General features: G+C 41.5%; 27 protein-coding genes. 8 read left to right on the top strand and 19 right to left on the bottom strand.

What is annotated here, in order from left to right:
- Window positions 1-105: 105 nt before the first annotated feature.
- The 3 genes from SLH55_RS05920 to SLH55_RS05910 all read right to left on the bottom strand — a co-directional run bounded on the left by SLH55_RS05920 (window position 106) and on the right by SLH55_RS05910 (window position 3,356).
- The gene (locus tag SLH55_RS05920) at window positions 106-1,647 is read right to left on the bottom strand and encodes an acyl-CoA carboxylase subunit beta (protein ID WP_219169048.1); all 1,542 of its coding nucleotides are present in this window, start codon (window positions 1,645-1,647) and stop codon (window positions 106-108) included.
- 83 nt (window positions 1,648-1,730) lie between these two features.
- Entirely contained in the window at window positions 1,731-1,946 is a 216-nt protein-coding gene (locus SLH55_RS05915; RefSeq protein WP_219169050.1) for a biotin/lipoyl-binding carrier protein, read from the bottom strand.
- Window positions 1,947-2,006: 60 nt separating this feature from the next.
- The gene (locus tag SLH55_RS05910; protein WP_219169052.1) at window positions 2,007-3,356 is read right to left on the bottom strand and encodes an acetyl/propionyl/methylcrotonyl-CoA carboxylase subunit alpha; all 1,350 of its coding nucleotides are present in this window, start codon (window positions 3,354-3,356) and stop codon (window positions 2,007-2,009) included.
- A 229-nt stretch (window positions 3,357-3,585) separates the two neighbouring features.
- On the opposite strand from SLH55_RS05910, the gene SLH55_RS05905 reads away from it, so the two are divergent.
- Window positions 3,586-4,062: an N-acetyltransferase gene (locus tag SLH55_RS05905; RefSeq protein ID WP_219169053.1), complete on the top strand. Its 477-nt coding sequence runs from the start codon at window positions 3,586-3,588 to the stop codon at window positions 4,060-4,062.
- A 45-nt stretch (window positions 4,063-4,107) separates the two neighbouring features.
- Here SLH55_RS05905 and SLH55_RS05900 read toward each other — a convergent pair whose 3' ends face one another.
- From SLH55_RS05900 to SLH55_RS05885, 4 genes are all read right to left on the bottom strand, one after another.
- Window positions 4,108-4,719: an RsfA family transcriptional regulator gene (locus SLH55_RS05900; RefSeq protein WP_320322913.1), complete on the bottom strand. Its 612-nt coding sequence runs from the start codon at window positions 4,717-4,719 to the stop codon at window positions 4,108-4,110.
- Window positions 4,720-4,845: 126 nt separating this feature from the next.
- Window positions 4,846-5,607: an enoyl-CoA hydratase/isomerase family protein gene (locus tag SLH55_RS05895; protein ID WP_219169057.1), complete on the bottom strand. Its 762-nt coding sequence runs from the start codon at window positions 5,605-5,607 to the stop codon at window positions 4,846-4,848.
- Between the two features lie 130 nt (window positions 5,608-5,737).
- The gene (gene rpmF / locus SLH55_RS05890; protein ID WP_044337494.1) at window positions 5,738-5,911 is read right to left on the bottom strand and encodes a 50S ribosomal protein L32; all 174 of its coding nucleotides are present in this window, start codon (window positions 5,909-5,911) and stop codon (window positions 5,738-5,740) included.
- Window positions 5,912-5,975: 64 nt separating this feature from the next.
- A complete protein-coding gene (locus SLH55_RS05885) occupies window positions 5,976-6,518 on the bottom strand; it encodes a YceD family protein (RefSeq protein WP_206851033.1) in 543 nt (180 codons plus the stop codon).
- Window positions 6,519-6,755: 237 nt separating this feature from the next.
- Here SLH55_RS05885 and SLH55_RS05880 point away from each other — a divergent pair, with 237 nt between their 5' ends.
- Window positions 6,756-7,967 (top strand): nucleotidyltransferase, encoded by a 1,212-nt coding sequence (locus tag SLH55_RS05880; protein WP_320322912.1) that lies wholly within the window; start codon window positions 6,756-6,758, stop codon window positions 7,965-7,967.
- A gap of 54 nt (window positions 7,968-8,021) precedes the next feature.
- On the opposite strand, the gene SLH55_RS05875 is transcribed toward SLH55_RS05880, so the two are convergent.
- A complete protein-coding gene (locus SLH55_RS05875) occupies window positions 8,022-9,065 on the bottom strand; it encodes a SepM family pheromone-processing serine protease (protein ID WP_320322911.1) in 1,044 nt (347 codons plus the stop codon).
- A gap of 5 nt (window positions 9,066-9,070) precedes the next feature.
- Window positions 9,071-9,850, bottom strand: a complete 780-nt coding sequence (locus tag SLH55_RS05870; RefSeq protein ID WP_219169065.1) for a patatin-like phospholipase family protein — start codon at window positions 9,848-9,850, stop codon at window positions 9,071-9,073.
- A gap of 175 nt (window positions 9,851-10,025) precedes the next feature.
- On the opposite strand from SLH55_RS05870, the gene ylbJ reads away from it, so the two are divergent.
- Window positions 10,026-11,243 (top strand): sporulation integral membrane protein YlbJ, encoded by a 1,218-nt coding sequence (ylbJ, locus tag SLH55_RS05865; protein ID WP_307514104.1) that lies wholly within the window; start codon window positions 10,026-10,028, stop codon window positions 11,241-11,243.
- Window positions 11,244-11,330: 87 nt separating this feature from the next.
- On the opposite strand, the gene coaD is transcribed toward ylbJ, so the two are convergent.
- From coaD to SLH55_RS05850, 3 genes are all read right to left on the bottom strand, one after another.
- Entirely contained in the window at window positions 11,331-11,816 is a 486-nt protein-coding gene (gene coaD, locus SLH55_RS05860; RefSeq protein ID WP_219169067.1) for a pantetheine-phosphate adenylyltransferase, read from the bottom strand.
- 18 nt (window positions 11,817-11,834) lie between these two features.
- Window positions 11,835-12,404: a 16S rRNA (guanine(966)-N(2))-methyltransferase RsmD gene (rsmD, locus tag SLH55_RS05855; protein ID WP_219169069.1), complete on the bottom strand. Its 570-nt coding sequence runs from the start codon at window positions 12,402-12,404 to the stop codon at window positions 11,835-11,837.
- A 264-nt stretch (window positions 12,405-12,668) separates the two neighbouring features.
- A complete protein-coding gene (locus SLH55_RS05850; protein WP_320322910.1) occupies window positions 12,669-14,078 on the bottom strand; it encodes a hypothetical protein in 1,410 nt (469 codons plus the stop codon).
- A 165-nt stretch (window positions 14,079-14,243) separates the two neighbouring features.
- Here SLH55_RS05850 and SLH55_RS05845 point away from each other — a divergent pair, with 165 nt between their 5' ends.
- Window positions 14,244-14,633 carry a methylthioribose kinase gene (locus tag SLH55_RS05845; protein ID WP_219169073.1) on the top strand — a complete coding sequence of 130 codons (390 nt, stop codon included), beginning with the start codon at window positions 14,244-14,246 and terminating at the stop codon, window positions 14,631-14,633.
- A gap of 60 nt (window positions 14,634-14,693) precedes the next feature.
- Here the strand turns inward: SLH55_RS05845 and SLH55_RS05840 are convergent, their stop codons facing one another.
- Window positions 14,694-14,969, bottom strand: coding sequence for a YlbG family protein (locus SLH55_RS05840; RefSeq protein WP_044337505.1), 276 nt, complete (start codon window positions 14,967-14,969; stop codon window positions 14,694-14,696).
- A gap of 139 nt (window positions 14,970-15,108) precedes the next feature.
- Between SLH55_RS05840 and SLH55_RS05835 the strand changes: the two genes are divergently transcribed.
- Complete coding sequence (locus tag SLH55_RS05835) at window positions 15,109-15,423, top strand: hypothetical protein (RefSeq protein WP_219169075.1); 315 nt, start codon at window positions 15,109-15,111, stop codon at window positions 15,421-15,423.
- 59 nt (window positions 15,424-15,482) lie between these two features.
- Here the strand turns inward: SLH55_RS05835 and SLH55_RS05830 are convergent, their stop codons facing one another.
- From SLH55_RS05830 to SLH55_RS05815, 4 genes are all read right to left on the bottom strand, one after another.
- On the bottom strand, window positions 15,483-15,929 hold the full coding sequence (locus SLH55_RS05830; RefSeq protein ID WP_219169077.1) for a YlbF family regulator: 447 nt from the start codon (window positions 15,927-15,929) through the stop codon (window positions 15,483-15,485).
- A gap of 119 nt (window positions 15,930-16,048) precedes the next feature.
- The gene (locus SLH55_RS05825) at window positions 16,049-16,441 is read right to left on the bottom strand and encodes a lipoprotein (protein WP_219169078.1); all 393 of its coding nucleotides are present in this window, start codon (window positions 16,439-16,441) and stop codon (window positions 16,049-16,051) included.
- A 104-nt stretch (window positions 16,442-16,545) separates the two neighbouring features.
- The gene (locus tag SLH55_RS05820) at window positions 16,546-16,788 is read right to left on the bottom strand and encodes a YlbE-like family protein (protein ID WP_219169079.1); all 243 of its coding nucleotides are present in this window, start codon (window positions 16,786-16,788) and stop codon (window positions 16,546-16,548) included.
- A gap of 13 nt (window positions 16,789-16,801) precedes the next feature.
- Window positions 16,802-17,224 (bottom strand): YlbD family protein, encoded by a 423-nt coding sequence (locus tag SLH55_RS05815; protein ID WP_219169081.1) that lies wholly within the window; start codon window positions 17,222-17,224, stop codon window positions 16,802-16,804.
- Window positions 17,225-17,386: 162 nt separating this feature from the next.
- Here SLH55_RS05815 and SLH55_RS05810 point away from each other — a divergent pair, with 162 nt between their 5' ends.
- A complete protein-coding gene (locus SLH55_RS05810) occupies window positions 17,387-17,884 on the top strand; it encodes a PaaI family thioesterase (protein WP_219169083.1) in 498 nt (165 codons plus the stop codon).
- Window positions 17,885-17,932: 48 nt separating this feature from the next.
- Here SLH55_RS05810 and SLH55_RS05805 read toward each other — a convergent pair whose 3' ends face one another.
- Together SLH55_RS05805 and SLH55_RS05800 are read right to left on the bottom strand one after the other, a co-directional pair.
- Entirely contained in the window at window positions 17,933-18,976 is a 1,044-nt protein-coding gene (locus SLH55_RS05805; RefSeq protein ID WP_257475126.1) for a CAP domain-containing protein, read from the bottom strand.
- 218 nt (window positions 18,977-19,194) lie between these two features.
- On the bottom strand, window positions 19,195-19,629 hold the full coding sequence (locus SLH55_RS05800; RefSeq protein ID WP_320322909.1) for a CBS domain-containing protein: 435 nt from the start codon (window positions 19,627-19,629) through the stop codon (window positions 19,195-19,197).
- A 250-nt stretch (window positions 19,630-19,879) separates the two neighbouring features.
- Between SLH55_RS05800 and SLH55_RS05795 the strand changes: the two genes are divergently transcribed.
- Together SLH55_RS05795 and ytvI are read left to right on the top strand one after the other, a co-directional pair.
- Window positions 19,880-20,239 carry a YugN family protein gene (locus SLH55_RS05795; protein ID WP_219169088.1) on the top strand — a complete coding sequence of 120 codons (360 nt, stop codon included), beginning with the start codon at window positions 19,880-19,882 and terminating at the stop codon, window positions 20,237-20,239.
- A 192-nt stretch (window positions 20,240-20,431) separates the two neighbouring features.
- Window positions 20,432-21,490 carry a sporulation integral membrane protein YtvI gene (gene ytvI, locus SLH55_RS05790; RefSeq protein ID WP_219169089.1) on the top strand — a complete coding sequence of 353 codons (1,059 nt, stop codon included), beginning with the start codon at window positions 20,432-20,434 and terminating at the stop codon, window positions 21,488-21,490.
- The last annotated feature ends 23 nt before the right edge of the window (window positions 21,491-21,513 follow it).

Genomic DNA, 21,513 nt, shown 5'->3' with positions numbered 1-21,513 from the left:
ATTTTACCAAATTTCCCTCATGAAGAAAACGTATAGGCTAAAAGAATCAATCACCTTTATAAAAAGGGCCCGTTCCAAAAAGAACGGACCCTTTCTTTCACTACATTAGACAGGATATACAGGATGTTTCCTTTCACTGAAACGTACATCCTTTGATTCATAAAGTTTATAACGCTGAATCAATACAGAACGTAATTCATTCGGAGCTGTAATTTCATCTACTATTAATTCAGATGCCAACTTGTATATGTCTATATGCTCTTTATATTCTTTCTGTTTCTCCTGGACATACTGAATTCTTTCCTTAGGATCTTCAATGGCCTGAATCTTATTGGAGTAAACAGCATTCACCGCTGCTTCAGGTCCCATTACAGCGATTTGTGCAGTCGGGAGGGCGATGCACACGTCAGGGTCGAATGCCGGGCCAGCCATGGCATATAAACCGGCTCCATAAGCCTTTCTGACAATGACAGAAATTTTCGTAACGGTTGCGGAGCTCATGGCGGCTATCAGCTTGGCACCATGTCTGATAATCCCCGCTCTTTCCACTTTTGTCCCGATCATGAACCCGGGCACATCAGCGAGGAATAGTAACGGTATATGGAACGCGTCACATAATTGGATGAATTTAGCGCCCTTGTCGGCCGAGTCATGGAAAAGGACCCCACCTTTCACTTTCGGTTGGTTGGCAATGATCCCTACTACCTTCCCGTCCATTCGTCCGAAACCTGTGATCAGTTCGGGAGCGAAGAGTTTCTTCATCTCAAAGAAGCTTCCTTCATCAATCAAAGTGTCGATGCAATCATACATGTTGAATGGCGCATTTTGATGTTCCGGGATGATATCTTCCAACAGTTTTTCATGTTTAGGAGCAACTCCATCTACCACCTGTGGCTTGTGCTGATAATTCGCCGGGAAATAACTTAAGTATCTCTTCGCTTCCTCGATCGCTTCTTCTTCGGACGCTGCAAGAAGGTCCCCGCAACCACTGACGGTACAATGCATTCTTGCACCACCCATTTCTTCGAGTGTCACTTTCTCACCGATTACTTTTTCTGCCATCCGCGGGGATCCAAGATACATGGACGCATTGCCATCCACCATGATGACGATATCACAGAAAGCAGGAATGTACGCCCCACCGGCAGCAGATGGTCCGAACAGGACACAGATTTGTGGAACCATTCCGGACATCTTAACTTGATTATGAAATATTTTTCCTGCACCGCGTCGATTCGGGAACATATCCAATTGATCGGTGATACGCGCCCCCGCAGAGTCCACCAAATAGAAGATAGGTACCTTTAAGTTAAGAGCAGTCTCTTGGATCCGTATGATTTTCTCTACCGTTCTCGCACCCCAGGAACCAGCCTTTACAGTGGAATCATTGGCCATGACGCAAACAGTCTGCCCTCCCACTTTCCCGATGGCGGTGACAACCCCATCGGCAGGTAAATCTTCCGCCTTATTGTTGGCAAACATCCCATCTTCTTGATAATCCCCATTATCAAACAATTGTTGAAGACGATCACGAACAAACATTTTGTTCTGTTCTTTTAATTTCTCATGATATTTAGGCTGACCGCCAGACGCAATTCTGTCTCTAGTTTCTTCAAGAGTATTGATGATCGTTTTGGATGTCGACATAATATCCCCTCCGTCGTTTTATGTAAATGTATAAAAATCGATAAAGTCAGAGGATCAATAGATCTTCTGACTTGTTGAAACGCTTATCCTTCGATAACGAGTAATACATCGCCTTCGTTAACAAAGTCACCGATATTCACTTTTATTTCGGTTACTTTCCCTGCCGCTTCGGCTTCAACGGGAATCTCCATTTTCATCGATTCAAGCATAAGAACAGTATCACCGGTTGACACTTCCCCACCTTGTTCCACTAATACATTTAATACAGTTCCGGCCATTGTTGATGTGATTTCTTTCATGATTGATTCCTCCAGTTTTCCTCTTAAGTATGAATTGATTATGGAGCATTTCGCCCCTCATTATGTGTGGTTGGCTGTTAAAAAGTCCTGCAACCATTTTGTGGTATAAGATCCTTCAATAAATCCTTTGTCTTCAATAATATCCTTGAATAGGCTGACATTCGTCTTGACCCCTTCAATCTTTACGCCATCAAAGAAGATCTTTGCTTTATTCAATGCATCCGATCGGTCATTACCCATAATGATACATTTGGAGATCATCGGATCATAGAACGGGGTAACCTTGTTGCCCTCTTCATATCCGCTGTCGATACGGATCCCCTCACCCTCTGCCCATTGCAGTGTTGTTAATTGGCCTGGGGAAGGATAGAAGGTTTTCGGGTCCTCTGCATATACTCTAAACTCAATGGCATGGCCGTTGTTCTGGATTTCCTCCTGTTTGCATAACGGGAGAGGTTTCCCTTCCGCCACGAGCAGCTGCCATTTCACAAGATCCAGTCCGGTGACCGATTCAGTGACGGGATGTTCCACCTGGAGACGTGTATTCATTTCAAGGAAATAAAAATTCTCGTCTTCGTCAACGATAAACTCCACCGTTCCTGCATTGGTATATCCAACTGCCTTACCGGCTTGTACGGCTGATGCAAACATTTTCTCCTTGGTTTCTTGAGATAATGAAGGAGAAGGTGACTCTTCAATCACTTTCTGATTTCTTCGCTGAACGGAACAGTTACGCTCGTAAAGATGAACCAGATTCCCATGGTGATCTCCGAAGATTTGCACCTCTACGTGTCTCCCATTCTCAATACATTTTTCAAGGAAGACTTCCTCTTTTCCGAAATAAGCTTTAGCACGGTTTTTAGTAGAGTCAAAGCTTTGAACGAGCGCTTGCTCATTTTCACAGCGAATCATACCGATTCCACCGCCTCCACCACTCGCTTTCAACATGACAGGATAGCCTATTTCGAGCGCAACGGCTTTGGCTGCATCAATCGTTTCCACTCCACCGGCACTTCCCGGTACTACCGGAACAGATGCTTCCTGCATCACCTTCCTCGCCTCGACCTTATCTCCCATCTTGTCAATGATGTCGTGAGCGGGACCAATAAAGGTGATCCCTTCTTCAGTCACCCTACGGGCAAAGTCCGCGTTTTCAGACAAGAGACCATATCCGGGATGAATGCCATCCACCTTTTCCTTCTTTGCGATTTCCAGTATATTGTCCACTACCAAGTATGAACGATTCACTTGTGATTCACCTATGCGGTATGCAACATCCGCGTCTTTTACAAAGGGCATATCCTGATCTGCATCTGAATAAACCGCGACTGTTTGAATATTTAATTGTTTACATGTTTTGATGATCCTCGAAGCGATTTCTCCCCTGTTTGCAATTAGTATCTTCTGCACAATCTCTCCCCTTTCTTCACAGAACACATCTGTTCAATATACGAATTCTACAAAAATCGTCGAATTCCTTCTTCTCCATTGTAAACGTTTTCTAAAATAAGTGCAGAATTTTTTGTATTTTTGTTATATAATAATAATAAATATGTGCTCTACGTTTAGAGTCATTGCAAACGGATACATGATATGTCACGTATCCGCAGATTTTTTAAGCATTATAGGAGGTTATACTATGGCAGTTAAAGTAGAAAAACTAAAAGTAAATTATAAAACTCTGGAAGAGTTTAAGAAATTTAAAGAATATGGTGTTCAGGAACTTTCCATGCTCGAAGACTTACAGGCAAATATAATCGAAAACGATAGTGAATCTCCTTTTTATGGAATTTACTTCGGTGATACCCTAATTGCTAGAATGAGCTTATATCAACGGAATGCCCGTTTTGATCAATATTTCGATCCTCCACAAAATTATTTGGAGTTGTGGAAACTTGAAGTATTGCCAAAATACCAGAACAAAAGCTACGGAAAAGCATTGGTGGAGTTCGCCAAGGAGTTTGGCTTACCGATCAAGACAAACTCCCGTATCAAATCACAGGGTTTCTGGGAGAAAATGGGCTTTGAAGCTGTAACATACGAGGTGGAAAGAGATCTAGGAGAAAATCCTTATGTCTGGTTCCCTGCAGGTGTCAAAGAACAGAAAATCAGTTAACACAAAAAAGGCTTGCTCAAATTTTTGAGTCAGCCTTTTTTCTCTTCATTTATTCAGCCTTTGCAGATTCCCATTCTTATCCATTTGAAACTTCACCTTATCTTCATTTCCTTGGAGGAGAGCCATTTTTCTCGCTTTCTCAAAGATCGCCAATAAAGATTTATGATCTTCTTCGAGGAGGGTGTACTTCTCTTCATATTCTCTTAACTCTTCTTCTGCTCCTTGAAGTTTATCCTGAAGCTGTGAGATTTGTTCAGTAAGCTGACTGTTTTCATTCCTGACTCTCTCTTCATTCCTAACGGCTTCTTCCGCTTTTTGGAGATATTGGATCATACTCCCCATTGAGAATGCTTCAGGGGCATCCTCCGTGCTCACTGCCTTGGGGGTTTCCGGCTTTCCTTCAAGCGTCTTAGATAATGCTGAGTGCTTCTTGGAATGCTTTCTTTGTTTTTTGGCGAGTTCGATACCTGACTTATACTGTTTACGTACAAACGAGTTCCATCTAAAGCCACATGCCGCGGAAGTCCTCGATAGTTTTTTTCCTACTTCATCAAACGCCTGCAGCTGTGTGCCCCCTTCACGGATATGACGCAGTACCACTTCGGCTAACAATACATCTTCATCCTGGCTCCAGGCATCCTGTCTATTTGAAGACATTTGAATCCCCCCTGTTTAATCAGTTTCTCCATACATATGCTCTTACTAGAGAAGATAGAATCATCATCACTATTTTAAATCCACAAAAAAAAGAACAGGCTTCTGCCTGTTCCCTCTTGCCATATTCTATTCCTTGTTAAAAAACTTGTCTACTGCTTCATGGTGCTCATCACGCGCCCATAGTACCGAGCATCTTTTTATTTCCTCTAAAATATTGTCTTTTATTCTTTCTTTATCCCACTTGGCTAGAAGTTGATGCTTATAAGCTTCTAATACTCCCCCAGATTTCGATGAGATCATATTGATGAGCTGAATATCCTGCAAAGGCACACTATCATCCACTACTTCGTCAATAAAACCACTTACATATAAGGCCTCCGCTGTTTCCAGCCTTGCAGTCATCAAGAGCGAAAGGGCAAGGGACGCAGGAAGTCTCTCAAGGAGCAATGTGCCTCCTCCCCACCCGGTGGTAATGGCAAGATTCCCTTGAACGAACCCCATCCTAGCGGTTCTCTTCGCCACTCTGAAGTCACATGCGGTGGCGATCTCACATCCTCCTCCAATCGCAGTGCCATTGATGAAAGCAATTGTAGGCTTCGGTAAAAAGGCGAGCCTTGTAAGGATGCCACCCATACGACTTAGCATCCCATAACTTTCACTTTCTGTTTTAAGGTTATGGAACTGTGATAAATCCCCGCCGGAACAAAAAGCAGAATCCCCACTCCCAGTTATAACCAAAGCTTTCACCTGGTTATTGTGAGCGCTCTCTTCCATGGCCACCTCCAGCCCATTCATCACTTCATAGCTTATTGCATTTCGTTTTTCAGGTCGATTGATGGTAAATGTCAATATTCCTTCTTCATTCATATGTATTAAATATTCTCCCAAAAGAACCCCCCCTATTATCTTACTTATAGTGTATGGTGTTCTGATCGGGATGAACAGGCCTTTCTTCCAAAACGATCAAAAAAAGCGTGAAGAGCCATGGTCTCTTCACGCTTTTATGCGGTGTAAACGATTATTTGTTTACAACTTCTTTTCCTTTATACGTTCCGCACTCTTTACAAACACGGTGTGCCAATTTCATTTCACCACAGTTTGGGCATGCTACCATACCAGGTACACGTAGTTTGAAGTGTGTACGACGTTGTCTTTTTGCTGTTTTAGAAGTTCTTCTAAAAGGTACTGCCATTCTTCCCACCTCCTTAAAAGAGATTCATACTCATTATGAAGCCAGTCGGACTGGTACTTCGCTTTTAAGAGTTCTTGTTTTGATCAAGAAGTTTTGCTAAGTCAGCGAGTCGAGGGTCTACTTTCTTCTCTTCCTCTTCTTCGACTTGATAAGCTTGTTCCTCTGTCATCACTTCCCAGTTCTTACCAGAAGGCATCTCATCTTGTTCTCTCGCTTCATCACTGATCACTTGCATCGGAATCTCAAGTAACAGCAATTCTCTGATAGCTGGTTTTAAATCAATAACATCACCTTGTATACGATGTACTTCCTCTTCCTCATACTGATCATAATCAGCCTCATTTAGAAGATACGTCTCAATCGTATGAATGTCAACTGGTAAATCAACATCCACAAGGGTTCTTGAGCAAGGTAATACTAACTTCCCTTCTATATGAAGATGGAAAGTGACACGGTTTGAACCGATATCTGCCTTTCCAGACACTCGGATAGGAGAGACTTCTATAATTTGGGGATCTACTTCTTTAAGTTCATCCAAATTAATCGTTTCGTCTATGGAAAGTCCCTTGTCTCTAAATTTTTGTAATTGTATTATTGACCATTTCAATGTCATCACCTCAAGGCAACAAAAGTAATTATAGCTTTCATAATACCGTTTGTCAATATTTTTTCTTTACACTCTTTACAACCATAGTGTAGTAATTATAACGTTTAAATATAAGGTCTTTCAAATATTTTATTAAATTCGTTATGATTCTTCCAAAAAAGCGGAGTATTTGGATCATTTCCTTATATAATGAACATCAGAGGCACGTATGAAGATTAGAAAGGATGTGGGAGAATTATGAAAGCGACAGGTGTGGTTGTAGAATACAATCCCTTTCATAACGGGCATTTACATCATTTAAGGGAGACTCGTATAGCAACGGGGGCTGATATTGTAGTGGCAGTGATGAGCGGTCACTTCCTCCAACGTGGAGAACCGGCACTCGTTTCGAAATGGTCCCGCACCAAAATGGCTTTGGAGGCCGGGGTGGACGTGGTGATCGAGCTTCCATACAGCTTTGCCACACAGCATGCTGAAATATTTTCAAAAGGAGCCATTACGCTCCTTGACAGGATTGGGTGTGAGAGCTTTTGTTTTGGTAGCGAAGATGGGGATATTCACGCCTTTGACAATACGATTCAATTTATCCATACCAATCAAGAGCAATATGATAAGTACATACGGGACTTTATTCAGGAAGGGATGAGCTACCCTTCTGCCCTTGCAGGCGCATATCAAAAATTAGAGAAGGAGGGATCCCTGATCGATCTAAGTAAGCCTAATAATATTCTGGGATTCCATTATGTTGAGGCGAGAAATCGACTCTCTTCATCCTTGAAGGCATATACCATTACACGTGAATCGGCCGGGTACCATGATGAACATTTCGCATCACCTTCAATCGCCAGTGCGACCAGCATCCGAAAAAGTATATTCGGCGACGGCGAAAATCACGCAATCAATTCTTATCTACCTGACAGTTCCGTCCAAGAACTCTATAGCTATAAAGAAGAGTACGGGAGTTTTCACAGGTGGGAGAATTACTGGACCCTTCTCCAATACAAAATTCTTTCTTCTTCAAAAGCCGAGCTTCAGGATATATATGAAGTAGAAGAAGGGATCGAGAATCGAATGGTAGAATACGCCAAATCCTCTATGTACTTTGAAGACTTCATGTCTAATCTAAAGACGAAGCGCTATACATGGACACGTCTGCAAAGAATGCTTCTTCACATATTGACCGATACACATAAAGAGAATATGAGGAATAGGCACGCCACCCCGGAGTATATCCGCCTCTTGGGGATGAATAAGAAAGGCAGGGAATTCATCCACCAACAGAAAAAGAGTTTGTCTCTTCCACTGATCAGTAAACTTTCAAGCGCCGATCAACAAGCCATAAGTTTGGACGTCAAGGCAGCAGAAATTTATTCATTGGGGCTACAGAATTCGTCCGCTAGAAAAAAACTCCTCCATCAGGAGTGGTCACAACCACCAATCATGATTTAGACGACCATCTTATAATTGCGAAAGAGACTGCCCCCGGAAGGGCAGTCTCTTTCATTATTTATCGATTGTTTGCAGGAAGGCCAGGGCCTCCTCAAATGACCTAACCGGAACCACTTTCATATCTGTTCCAATATCTTCAGCGGTCCTTATAGCTGCAACATAGTTCGACTCAAGATCAGGGTACTTTTCCTTCATTTCTTTTGTGATCGTTTCATCGGGGGCAAGGAAATATTCCGCTCCAGCTTTGTCAGCGGCGATTATTTTTTGTTCGATGCCGCCGATGCGCCCGACCTTCCCATCCTCAGAAATAGTCCCGGTGCCTGCGATTCTATGACCTTTAGGCAGATCATCCTCCGTTAGCTGGTCATAAATTTCCAAACTGAACATCAAACCGGCAGAGGGTCCTCCTATTTCCTCAGTCTCCAGCTTTACAGGGGGGTCTGTCACAATTTCTTTATCATCGCTTAACGTGATGCCGAGACCCACCTTATCAGGTATATCGGGAAATGCTTCCAATGGGATCGTTTCAACCTTTTTGTTCTTATTCCGAACGTATGTGATTTCCACCTTATCCCCTTTCGCCTTACCGCTTACGTAGTCGATGAATTCCTGAGATGACTGAAACGTTTGACCATCGATGGCCGTGATACGGTCCCCTGGTTTCAGGACATCTTCAGCAGGCATGGATGGGTATATGTTCAATACATAAATCCCTTTATAGTTATATTTATAAGGTTTCCCGGCTTTTTTATATGCTACTTCAATCGCATGGCTTTGCGAGTTGTTCATGAGTTGCAGTTGACGTAAATTATATTCCTCATCGCTTTCATGAGGACTTCTGATCTCGTCGACAGGAAAGATATATTCATATTTTCTTATGCTGGCCATCAAATAAGCATAAATATTCGCTCTTCCCATCCGCACTGTTGTCAGCATCAATTCTCCGTCATCCTGATACCCATTCTCCACATGAACAATTGGATCAAGTTCATGAGCACTGCCGGGTTTTGTCACATAATAAGGGAGATAGTAAAAGGAACTGGCAACCATGATAATGGTCATGATGACGAGTGTTCTTATTAACGTTTTCGTTTTCATACTCTTTACTCCTTCCAATTGTCTAAAGCTTCCTGAATTGAAGGAATAACCTTCTTTGCTTCTTCTTCTCCCATATCGATGATTTCCTCAATGTTTTTAAAAGCCCTGGTGCTATACATTTCGACATGGGGTCTGATCATGAAATCAGAAGCAAATTCCCGGTGGGCGACGATTTCTAATTGTAGGATATCAATGCTTTGCATGATGACGTCATAAATGGTGGTGATTTCTGCATTTCGTTTTACGTGTGATACATCCACCCCTATGACGATATCCGCTCCCATTTCTTTTACAACCGAGACCGGAACCCGATCGATGACGCCTCCGTCCACCAATAAACGGCCATTTATCTTTTCAGGTACAAAGATTCCAGGTATGGCAATGCTCGCCCTGACAGCACTTGAAATGGGGCCTGTTGTGAACACAACCTTCTCACCGTTTGTTATATCCGTTGCCACCACGCTGACCGGAATATTCAAATCTTCAATATTTTTATTATGAGTAAATAGTTGAATGAATTCTTTTATTCTTTTCCCTGAAATAAACCCCATCTTGGGCACGGTAAAGTCTATATAATACTTCCTTCTGAAGGTGGTGGAAAGCTTGTATAGATCCTCCATCTTATGCCCCACCCCATAGAAGCAGCCAACAAGAGCCCCCATGCTGCTTCCTGCAATCATATCGATCGGTATTTTCGCATCATCAAATGCCTTTAAAACACCTAAATGAGCAAATCCCCTTGCTCCACCCGAGCCAAGGGCCAATCCGATTTTTGGTCTATCCATGCCCTTCCCCCTTTTCCCGAGCTATCGGTATAGTCATCATATGGTCTATTTCAATTATGTATGAGTATATTGAATAATATGAGGACAAGTTGAATTAATCTCATTTTATCATTCTTTTCCTGTTTCACAAGGGATTGAAATAGAAGGAACTATATTCTTAGGGGAGGAAGTCCGGTTGTACAAATCTAAAATGAAAACCTTGGCTTTATCCATAGGTGTGACGATATTTGCAGCTTCTCTCATCTTGATGCCCGGGGAATCTCTCGAGGCATCCATCAGGGGTCTTGATATGTGGTGGGAGATCGTCTTTCCCTCTCTATTACCGTTTTTCATTGTATCGGAGATGTTAATCGGGTTTGGTGTTGTCCGATTTATAGGAGTCATGCTCGAACCCTTGATGAGGCCAATCTTCCGGGTCCCGGGAGTGGGCGGATTTGTGTGGGCGATGGGAATGGCATCAGGCTTTCCCGCAGGGGCTAAATTGACTGCCCGTTTGCGTCAAGAGGATCAGATTACAAAACTTGAAGGGGAAAGACTCGTTTCCTTCACGAACTCTTCCAATCCGCTATTTATATTCGGTGCTGTTTCTGTTGGATTCTTTCAAAATGCAACCCTTGGAATTGTGTTAGCCGCTGCTCATTATATTGGGAATATATGCGTCGGGGTCGTCATGAGGTTCTATGGAAGGAAAGAGGACCAAGAGATGATAAGGAGCAAAACGAAGAAAAAAGGATTCATCATCAAGGAAGCATTCTCGGCACTTCATCAAACCAGGATTGAGGATAAACGGCCAATCGGGAAACTCCTCGGTGATTCTGTCACTTCATCCATCCAAACTTTATTGATGATAGGCGGTTTTATCATCTTATTCTCGGTTATTAATAAAATGCTGTATCACCTTCACATCACGACCTTTTTTGCAGAAGGGTTATCGGCTTTATTTATCCTGCTGCAATTACCTGAACTGTTAAGCATACCTTTTATCTCAGGACTATTTGAAATCACTTTGGGATCCAAGCTCACCAGTGGAATTACAGAGGCAACTCTGCTACAACAGGCGATTATAACGAGTTTCATTTTGGGGTTCTCAGGATTTAGTGTCCAGGCTCAGGTGGCAAGCATCCTGGCAGAGACGGATATACGGTTCAAGCCGTTCTTCTACGCAAGATTTATTCACGGGCTCGCGGCATCGATGGCTACCATCCTCCTATGGAAGCCGATTTATGGCAGGTTCTCAGATGACCAGCTTTCCAATGCCATACCGGTTTTCGCCAGACATAATGACGCATTTTGGACCGACATGCTTTACTGGTTGAAGTCAGTCGGTCCTGTCATTACCATCCTAAGCTTAATTGTATATATCATCCTTTGTCTAAAGACAAGAAGTACCTAAAGAAAATAGGGTTGTTCCACATTGACCCACCATCTTGCCACCTTGTGTGGAAGTTCGAGGTCCATAGCGGGAAACAACCCTGGTTGATTATTTGCTCTCATATTTCTTCTTTAATGATTCTTCCACTCGTTTAGGTACCAGTTCAGAGATATCGCCACCGTATTTGGCCACTTCTTTCACAATACTTGAGCTTAAGAAAGAATACTGGTTATTTGTCATAATAAAGAACGTCTCGATTTCATCATCAAGGACCCGGTTCATAGACGTAATCTGCATTTCGTATTCAAAGTCCGAAACCGCCCGTAACCCTCTGATGATTGCTTTGGCGTTTACATTCTTAGCGTAGTCTACCAATAATCCTTGAAATGAATCGACTACCACATTAGGGATGTCCCTGGTGACTTCCCTAATTAACTCAATTCTTTCCTCAACAGAAAATAGTGGTTTTTTTGAAGAATTATTCAATACTACTACATAGATTTGATCGAAGACCTTAGCTCCTCTTGTAATAATATCTAAATGTCCGTACGTAATAGGATCGAAGCTCCCCGGACAAACTGCTATGCTTGGCATATCACTGCCTCCTGTCTATTAATGACTTTCTTCATTCATTCCTCTTGAAAAAATAGAGATCCGTATGATCCCATACGTTTCTTCCCTCACCTTTCTCAACCTGCCCGTACTTTCATCCAGAGTAATTTCAGAGCCATGCTCACACATGACGTAACCGCTTTCATTTAGAAGGTTGTGTTCATCGATGAATTCGAGGAGTTGTTGAAGCTTTTGCTGTTTGTATGGAGGATCCAGAAATATATAATCAAAGACAATTTCTCTTTTTACGATTGCCTTTAACGCTCTTGTTGCCTCGTTACGATACAGTTCACTCTGATCCAATAATTGGCAATCCTCAAGATTGGCCTTGATGGTTTGAAATGCTTTTGCATCACGGTCCACAAAGATAACGGAATCAAGTCCTCGACTTAACGCCTCGATTCCCAGTCCACCGCTACCAGCAAACAAATCCAGTCCGGTCCCTCCATCGAAATAGGGTCCTAACATATTAAATATTGACTCTTTTACCTTATCTGTTGTGGGCCTTGTCCCACTTCCTGGTACAGCCTTCAGCGGTCTGCCCTTTAACGTACCTGATATGACTCTCATAATCATCCACCATATATGTATTTTTTCTTCACTATCCTATCATATCTCGACACATATCGCCACATTCTAAATTTGCTTGAAAAATGTATAAAATCATTTTGATAGGTGATAATGAAAGTAACAGCATCCTAACTGATGTTGTTGCCAACCGCGGAGAAGACTTACGATTCCCCATAAGTTCTTCCTCCGGTTTCTCCTCTCCCTTTGCCTTCTTTCCAGTGATGGATATAGAAGGACCCTGCAGAATATTCTGCAGGGCTTTTTTTATGTTCCATTCGAAATGTTGATAACATTCTTTTCTTCCGACACATTCACCTTGAACAACTTCTCCAACCAATCGATATCTATATAAACTGAACTCCCTATCTTTTGAACCGGATTCTCGTGAGCACCGTAGATTTCTTCATTGTATATGAAAAAGTCTTCATTCACATAGAACCTTAATGTATTTCCACTTAATGATGTGAAATACTCACCGGGCTCCACTTCTTTCAACTCGATTCCTAAATCGTTAATGGTTTCGGTGAACTGAATGAACTCTTTTTGTTTATATGCTACATACGAGAGTTGTTTCGGTTCCTGATTCATCAAGATCGTTTTATTTCCTTTCAGGAAGAAAGGTTGCTTCTCATCTCTGTTCACATTTTCTTCAAAAAATGTGGTCGTAAGCCCTGTCACTCTGCTGAGGGCATTATCCAGGATTGAAGGTTCAACTGTTTGATTTTTGACCATTCGCCTGAGATCATTCCATTCAGACAGACTTAAACCGTCTTTTAACTGTTTATATGCCCAGGCAGATTCACCAGCGGGGGGAACCTCGTTTAGAAGAAGGCCTACTACCAATTCCCTTAACCAAATCATGTCGTCTCCCGCATTTAATGTTTGATATAACAAACTTCTCCTGATATTTCTCACGGCTTCTCCTCCAGATGCATCATCCATGATGATCAGGTTAGAAGAGAAAAAGGGTTTGATATTCTTCGATAAGATGACGGTGACAAAACCATTATCGGAGTCGAAAGAAGCCAGTTGATCGGTTAAGCCGGATCGGTCAATGTCCTTCCCCAACACCCTTACAGATGAATAGTCTTTTGCTTTCCAGGCTTCTTTTGTCCACAGTAAGGCTGAGGGACCACCTTTACCACTGAAGGAATAATAATCGATATAATTCATTTTTTTAACGTTTGCAGATGAATACCCTGCTACCCATTTTCCAGTTCTAAGGCTCTTTTCGGATAACTGAATTGAGGTACTGGAAGTCGAAACATCAGAAAGTACAGGAAACCAGTTCCCTAATAATAGATAACCCGCATCGGGGGATTGGTTTATAGAATACGTAATGATGATTTCCTGTGGAACCTGTTTAGGTACCCTTAATTGAAATACTCCGTTTTCTTTCGTCAGACAATTCTTTCCTTCTGTATCTTTGCACGTGAAATTCCCTGCCCTCTCCGGCCATAATATCGGAATGGGATCAGATATTCCCGGCGGAAAATGAATGGTTTGGGTTATCTCAAATTTGCCTTCATTATGAATAATGGAGTAAGATTGATTGACTTTTACAATACCGGAATCTCCGGCACTTTCAGTACTAAAGCCCATCCATTGAAAGAAGAAAATCCCTGAACTAGTCAGAATCATGATGGAACACAATGTAATTAAAAACCGCTTCATACTCTACCCCTTACCGTGTAAGCTACTTAAAGAATAGCAGATATGAATGGAAAATGGTGCTACAAATTTATGAATTCTATAAGTGAAATACACATCTTTACTTATGACTGGATGTCTGAAATAATAAGAAATTGATTAACCAGGGAAGAAAAGGGGAATGAGATAATGATTCAACGATTTATTGAATTAGGAGAAGGCTATTCAGATATTTATGAGCTTTTGGAGCTTGCAAAAGCGAATAAAGAGCGTTTACAGCATATGCTCGCTTTCCATACCGTTGTGAATAACCGTGAGGTAACCTCTATCGCTCTTGCGATGAAACCTACAGAGGAAGGGAAATTCCAAGCGATTTATATATGTAGAGAAGGGATACCAAACCCTCATATTAAACCAAACCAGCGCTACTCTTTATTCGAGGAAACCGCCGCTTCGCTTGATAAAGTTATTATCCAGATGGATGTGAAGCCCTCGACTCTTTTTCCGGAAAACGTATTGTATTATCAACACCTTATTGCGATTCTGCGATTAAATCATTATATCCTGCCGTTACAGTAGATGTGAATTGCCCTTCACCAATGAAAAAAGCTGCCAAACATTTGTCTTTGGCAGCAATCACTAAAATCCCATTTTGTAATCATATTCCTTCGCTTTATCCGGTCGGGAATTTTCAAAAACGGACTTGATAAATGGCTTAAAGGAAGGATCTACTTTTTTCACATAAGAATACGTAGATATTCTCTCCATCACAGAGTCAATTTCATCCTGATTACAATACAGCACAACATATTTCATTTTCTTGGATACATAGTGGACATTTCCGAATCGCCTTAGGGACTTGGCATGCTTCAAACTATGTAACCAAACCACTAAACCTTGTCTTTCTGTTAACATATAGTTTCCCCTCTAGGAATCACTTTTTTATAAGTCTAGCATAATCATGCAGGGGTAAGCAATACGTAATGGTATGAACTTTCATTAAATAGAGCTTACAGTGAATACTACCTAATGAAGTAAAGAACGGAGGGCCACCATGGACTTGAATGTGATATGGGACTTTTTCATTGAACACCTGAATGAGGAGGACGGGATTGATGGGGCTTATGTTAAACGGAGCGCTGGAATCCCCTTCATCTATGTCCATTCCAATAAAGGGAAAAGTGATATTGAGTACTCCATTAAAAAATGGTCGGCTAAGGCCATGAGGGGAAAGAGACTGCATTCTGATACCATTTTCTTCAGAGAAAAAGAATCATTATATGTCTATCGGCACCGATTCTATGTTCCCCAGGAAAAAATGTTCTGCTGCGGAAATCTCTGCGTGGATTGTGTTCGATTAAAGCAGTAGTTTCTTCATGCTAAAACATGAAAAAGAGCAGACACGCATGTCCGCTCTTTTTATATGGTTTACGCTGAACAGCCACAGCTTCCGCCTGAACCGCATCCTCCCCCACAAGATCCTCCTCCGCTGAAGAAAGGATTACCTGAAGGGACCTTTACATTTTTAGATACAGAATGGCCAATTAACAAGCTTACTTGATCAAGGAGATCTTGTAACTCATTTTCAGCTCTGCGGAATTCCGCCACATTATCATCAAGATCCATTTCTCTTTTTACTTCCCTGATTTCTTTCATGATCGATTTGTAATCAGGATGATAACGGCCAAATCTCTGGACTTCTTCGTAACTCTCTTTCATGCGGGAAAAGGTTTGTACCTTCCGTTGAGTTTCAGAGTTATTACGCAGTTTATATAAAGACTTACGATAATTTTCTGCCACATCAGACTCTAATATCCACTGAGATAATTCGTCAGCTGAATCCAATATTTCCATTCTTTCTATAGTAGCAAGCATAATGCCCACCTCCGTAACAGTATTTTAACATGTTTAACGGATGGAAGCGAATAGGCTTACTCATTTTTTTATTTCCTACCCCATTTGCCTGTACCCAGGAATTTGAGGAAATACGCATTTTATTGAATCGTTACATAGAACTGCTCTTTCATTCCCAATGATTTGTTATTCTTTCCTACAATTTCAATATTGAGAAGATGCACACCTTTTGGTAACCCTTTAACGACAAAGGCAGCCGTATGGTATTCTTTATACAAATTCCCCGCAGTAGAACGGACGACAATTTTCCCTTTTTTTGCACCTTTTTTATCTGCAGTAAAGGTAACACCCGGCACGATACATTCTATATACACCTGATTTCCTTGGACCATATGTTTAACGGACAGGGCCTTTTGCTCAGGATTGGCAGCTTCAACTTTCTGTGTGAAAGAGAAACTTTCCGGTTCAGGCATTTTTTCCTTACAGCCGCTTAATATAATTACCAATCCGACGGTAAAAATGATTTTTTTCATTGTCTACACCACTCCTTACCTTTAGCCTTGCCCAACCGCTTCCTTTTTTACTCAAAATAATGAAAGGTCCGCTTTTACTGCTTTACGGCAAAAAAAATAGTACCTTAAGCATCGGCACTATTCATTGATTGAAACATACTGATCATCATGGAAGCCATTTGGACTCCATTAGAGAATTTTTGAACGCGGTGTGGAATCGTTTTTTGGAAATGATTAATAGACGCAATCTCGAACTTCTCTAATTCATTTGGATTTCGGGAAAGTGTGCGGTACCACATGGGTTGATCCCTCAAGAATAACTTCAGATCTTCTTTAGCATAAATATATTCAATGATGTCAGGCCTCATCTTCGTTTACCTCCTAATCTTTTCTGAAGGAGAATGGGTGTGAAGGTTTGGCGGGGGCTTCTGATTTAGTCGCTGTTCCTGATCCCCTGCTGTTACTTGATTGGAATTGACTGAGCACACCCTGAACCGTCCCAAGTGCTTCACTCAAGCTGTTAATATGTTGCTGCAGCTGATTGGCGTCCATTTTCTTCACCATTTCTCCCACTTGGTCCATCCATCCCCCTTTGCTTTCCGCATTTGTAGATGGCCTTTCATTTTCTTTTTCCGCTTCACTCTTATACTTATCCCATCTTGTGTCATCTTCCCCAAGCAAATACCAGTCTTCAAATAGATCTTGCCAATTAGCATCGCCGTTCCGGACATCTTTAACGATTTTCGGGTGCCTTTTCACAAATCCTTTAAATTCTTTGACTTTAGGGTGTAATGATTTACCCATCTATGAACACCTCCATTACAGGCATCTACCTATTACACTTTATGAAGAAATGAAAAGAATGGTGATACATTCCTTTTTGTAGTAATATTTACATGTATATTGGGCATTTATTTACTTAACAGTCACCATTGCCCCGTGAATACTTAAAAAGGATGTATGATCATGAAAGAACAAGTAGAAAATTTATTCAATGAATGCCTTTTAAGAGCTTCTGATGAAGATCTCCTAATCATTAAACAGCTCCTAGAAGGCGTGCAACGAAAACAAAATAACGAAAATGAATCAATCATCGGCGGGATTTTCGCTATGGATAGGGAAATGGAAGCCGGAAACCTCGAGATAAGCATCCCGATCACACCGGTTACATATAATTCATTGGAGATTGTTCATGGAGGTGTGACGGCCACTTTAGTTGATACGGCTATGGGAACCTTGGCGAATATGATGCTTCCTGAAGGATATGGTGCTGTCACAACGAACTTAAACGTGCATTACCTGGCACCTGGTGTAGGAGAACGACTATCTGCCCATGCGACAATCGTTCATCAAGGAAGCAAAACCATTGTAGTGGACGGAAAAGTTGTCAGTTCAGAAGGAAAAATCGTGGCACACTCGACTGGTTCCTTTTTTATCTTTAAAAAGCAGCAGGAAAAAGTATAAAAAAAAGAATAGGTGGGTTCCCATGTCAAACTTGGGAACCCACCTATTTTAATCTTCGTCTTCGACTTTCTCAATAAAATTCTGGGTATAAAACCTTTTGTATACTCCTACACCTAGATGCGTAAAATTTTGCTCCAACAAGATTTTACGGTGGCCTTCTGAATTGAGCCATCCGTGCACAGCTTCAGGGGCATCAGTATATTGCGAGGCAATATTTTCTCCTGCTGCCTTAAACCGCACATCTTTCTCTTCCAGGCGATGCGTCAGATCACCCAGGGTGGGTGAATCATGTGAGAAATAATCTTCGTCATACATCTCTTTGCTGTGTCCTCTCGCTACCTTGGCCGTTTCCTCATCCCACAGAAGGGTACCTTGTTCAAACTGATTCCTGATAACATTTGTAATTTCAAAAATCTGCTGTTCACTGGCAGCGTTAACTTTATCCCATTCATCTTCACTCGGTTCCATTTCCTCCGCCAGTTCACCACGATACATCATTTCATAAGGATGCATCTCAATCAATGTCGGACTGTCCAGAAAGCGGATGCTCGTCAGCCTGCCAGTGAATTTATCCAGATAAAGCTGAGCATAAATATTTCCAAGTGGGACGAGCAGACGTGTGTTCAGGTCTTCTTCGTTCAATTCAAATTGATAGGAACCTGACTCATCGTTCACCACGATTTCAGAATCGACGATTGTAAAACGGTAGATGTCCTCCAAACGCTGACCAAGCTTGTAGGGGGCAACATCTACCTGGTTTCCGATTGCATAGAGGGTGACTACTTTATGATTGACAACGCCCATTTGTATGTATTGTTTATTTGAAATCGGATACACCCACCATTCATACCCATAGGAACTCGGCTCTACTCTTTCAGGTTCACCGAATGCTTCTTTTACTTTTTTCGTGTCCTTGCCTATCCATACAGATAAGCCTGATGATGGTCTTTCCCCTGGTGTCTCGATCGTTTGATTCAGCTGATTGTCTTTGTTTTCCTTTAGAGTTTGGGTTTCTGGACCTTTTAATGGTTCGTTTTCCTGCTTTTGACCCTGATAAATACCAATAATTAAAATAATGACAAGAATGATCAAAATACGTAAAACCGTTCTCAGAATTTTCCCTCCTCTCTACTTTCTCTTTACGTTATATGCTGTCGCTCCTAGGAACAGTATACCATTAAAGTTGAAGTTCGAAATATCTACAATCAAGAATAGCATATTTCCCATCGTTCTAAAACTGCGCACTCTTCAATCCTTTCTTGTAAACGATTAAAGGGATGACCATGTTTATAACATGACCACCCCCGCAGTTAAAATGGCTTATTCCTGAAGTTGGACTCAGAAATATTCTCTAATGCCACATATGCCTGTTTCCCTAACGATTCCCTAATGGCCAGATCACCAAGAGAAATCATTCCCACTAATCGTTCCCCTTCAACGACGGGAAGCCTCCTGATCTGATTTTCAGCCATGATGTGTGCAGCTTCATCTGCTGATGTCTCAGGTCCTGCAACAATTAAATGTGTGCTCATATTATCTTCCACCTTTGAGGAAGCCGGATGCTTTTCTGCAATGCACCTGAGGACGATATCCCTGTCGGTCATCACTCCCACGATTTTCTCTCCATCCACGATGGGAATGGATCCAATATTGTGTTCTTTCATTTTAAGAGCAACTTCAAACACATTATCGAGTAACGTACAGGTTTCAACTTCTTTGGTCATTATATCCTTGATTTTACTCAAATTCATCATCCTCCTACACATGAACATTTGCTCTTCTATTTTTATACTTTCTGTAAGAAGATATTCACCTTAAAAAAAATCACCCTATTCAAATGATTCAAGACATTGCAAGATAAAGATTTTTCCACTATTATAAAGAATGAGAAATACTGCATTTAGTATCAATGTACATACACCGATATAAATGCTTCTACCATACGGAAAGCATGAGGAGGATTCTTCATGCAAGCCAATATAGGAGGAAAAGATTATGCGTTTTGAAGCAACTGAATTTGAAAGCTTAAAAGTCGATTTAAACCGATTAGATGAAATCATGGAATCTCATGGATTGGTCCGTGCAGGACAGTGGGACTATGAGCGCGTGACTTATGATCGCAAATTCGAAATAAGAGAAGGCATCTTTTATTTACGCATCCAGGGACTGGCAGTGGAAGGCGATGTGGGGAAGCATGACGCCGTTATTCAATTAATGACACCTCTGCTTGGTAAACATTACTACCCACATGGAGTGGAATATGGTGAAGGTGAAGAATTCCCTAAACATCTTGTCACTACATGTGAAAAGCTATTAGCAGATGTTAAGAAAGATGCAACGAACTTCGCATGGTAATTTGCTTTAGACTGTCTGTCCTGCAGACAGTCTTTTCTTTATTGTCTTCTCTTTATCATGTTCCTCAACCATCCATCAAACTTGAAGAATGGTTACAAAACCTTCAAAATTTCACTTTCTTCCCACTGTTCATTCTTCTCTGACTCTAATATAATGATAAGTAAGAGGTTCCTGTTAGAAAGGGGTACACAATTGTCCAAGTTTTTCACTAAAAAAGTATTAATGATCACCTTGATCATCTTACTGATAGCATTAATCGCCTTTTTTATACTTCCGGTTTCCGTAACTTTGATTACTGCGATCATCACCGCACTATTTCTCGAGCCTGCTGTGGGCTTTATTCAAAGACGATTTTCAACTAAACGGAGGTTCGCGGTTCTTTCCGTTTTTATTCTATTTTTGCTCCTCATTAGCGTTTCCTCATTTTTCGTCACCACTAAAGTGGTTGGAGAAGGAATCAAGCTTATCGAAGATGCACCCAAATACGTTAATCAATTAAGCGATATATGGCTCGATTATGAAGACCGATTGCTGAATGCAACAGAAGATCTTCCCGATGAACTCGTCAAGAGCTTTAGTGAAGACGTCCAAAGCTTTCTAAACAGCGGGAAAACGAAAATCCTTAATTCTTTCAATATTGAAAGAATCAGCCTTTTTTTATCGTATATCCCGAATTATCTTGTAAGCTTTCTCGTCTATTTGATCGCTCTATTTCTATTCATGCTGGACTTACCCCGGATCAAGAGATCCATTTATGGTCATTTGACAGAACGAACTGCTGAAAAAGTTACCTTTATGACGTCAAGACTTACATACGTCATTTTCGGATTCTTTAAAGCGCAATTTCTGGTAAGCATCATCATCTTTATCGTATCCTTGATCGGACTTCTTTTCATTTCTCCTGACGTGGCAATCGTCATGTCGATCATTATTTGGATAATTGATTTCATCCCACTGATCGGATCAATCGTCGTGTTGGGTCCTTGGGCAATCTTCCATCTGTTGACGGGAAACATCGCTCTCGGAACTCAATTGGCCGTTTTGGCCGCCATCCTTCTGATCATCAGGAGAACCGTCGAGCCAAAGGTGATGGGAAGCCATATCGGACTATCCCCACTTGCTACACTGATCGCCATGTATCTCGGCCTGAAACTCTTTGGGGTATTAGGATTCATCATAGGTCCATTATTACTCATTGTGTTTAACTCAGCGAAAGAAGCAGGTATCATCAAAACCAACTTTAAATTATAAAAGGACAAATCCCGGGGTTCTGG

Origin of the sequence: Rossellomorea sp. YZS02 (assembly GCF_033963925.1) — a bacterium.
GTDB lineage: Bacteria > Bacillota > Bacilli > Bacillales > Bacillaceae_B > Rossellomorea.
Note: the sequence above shows the minus strand (reverse complement) of the source record. Positions and strands in the feature narration are given on the sequence as shown.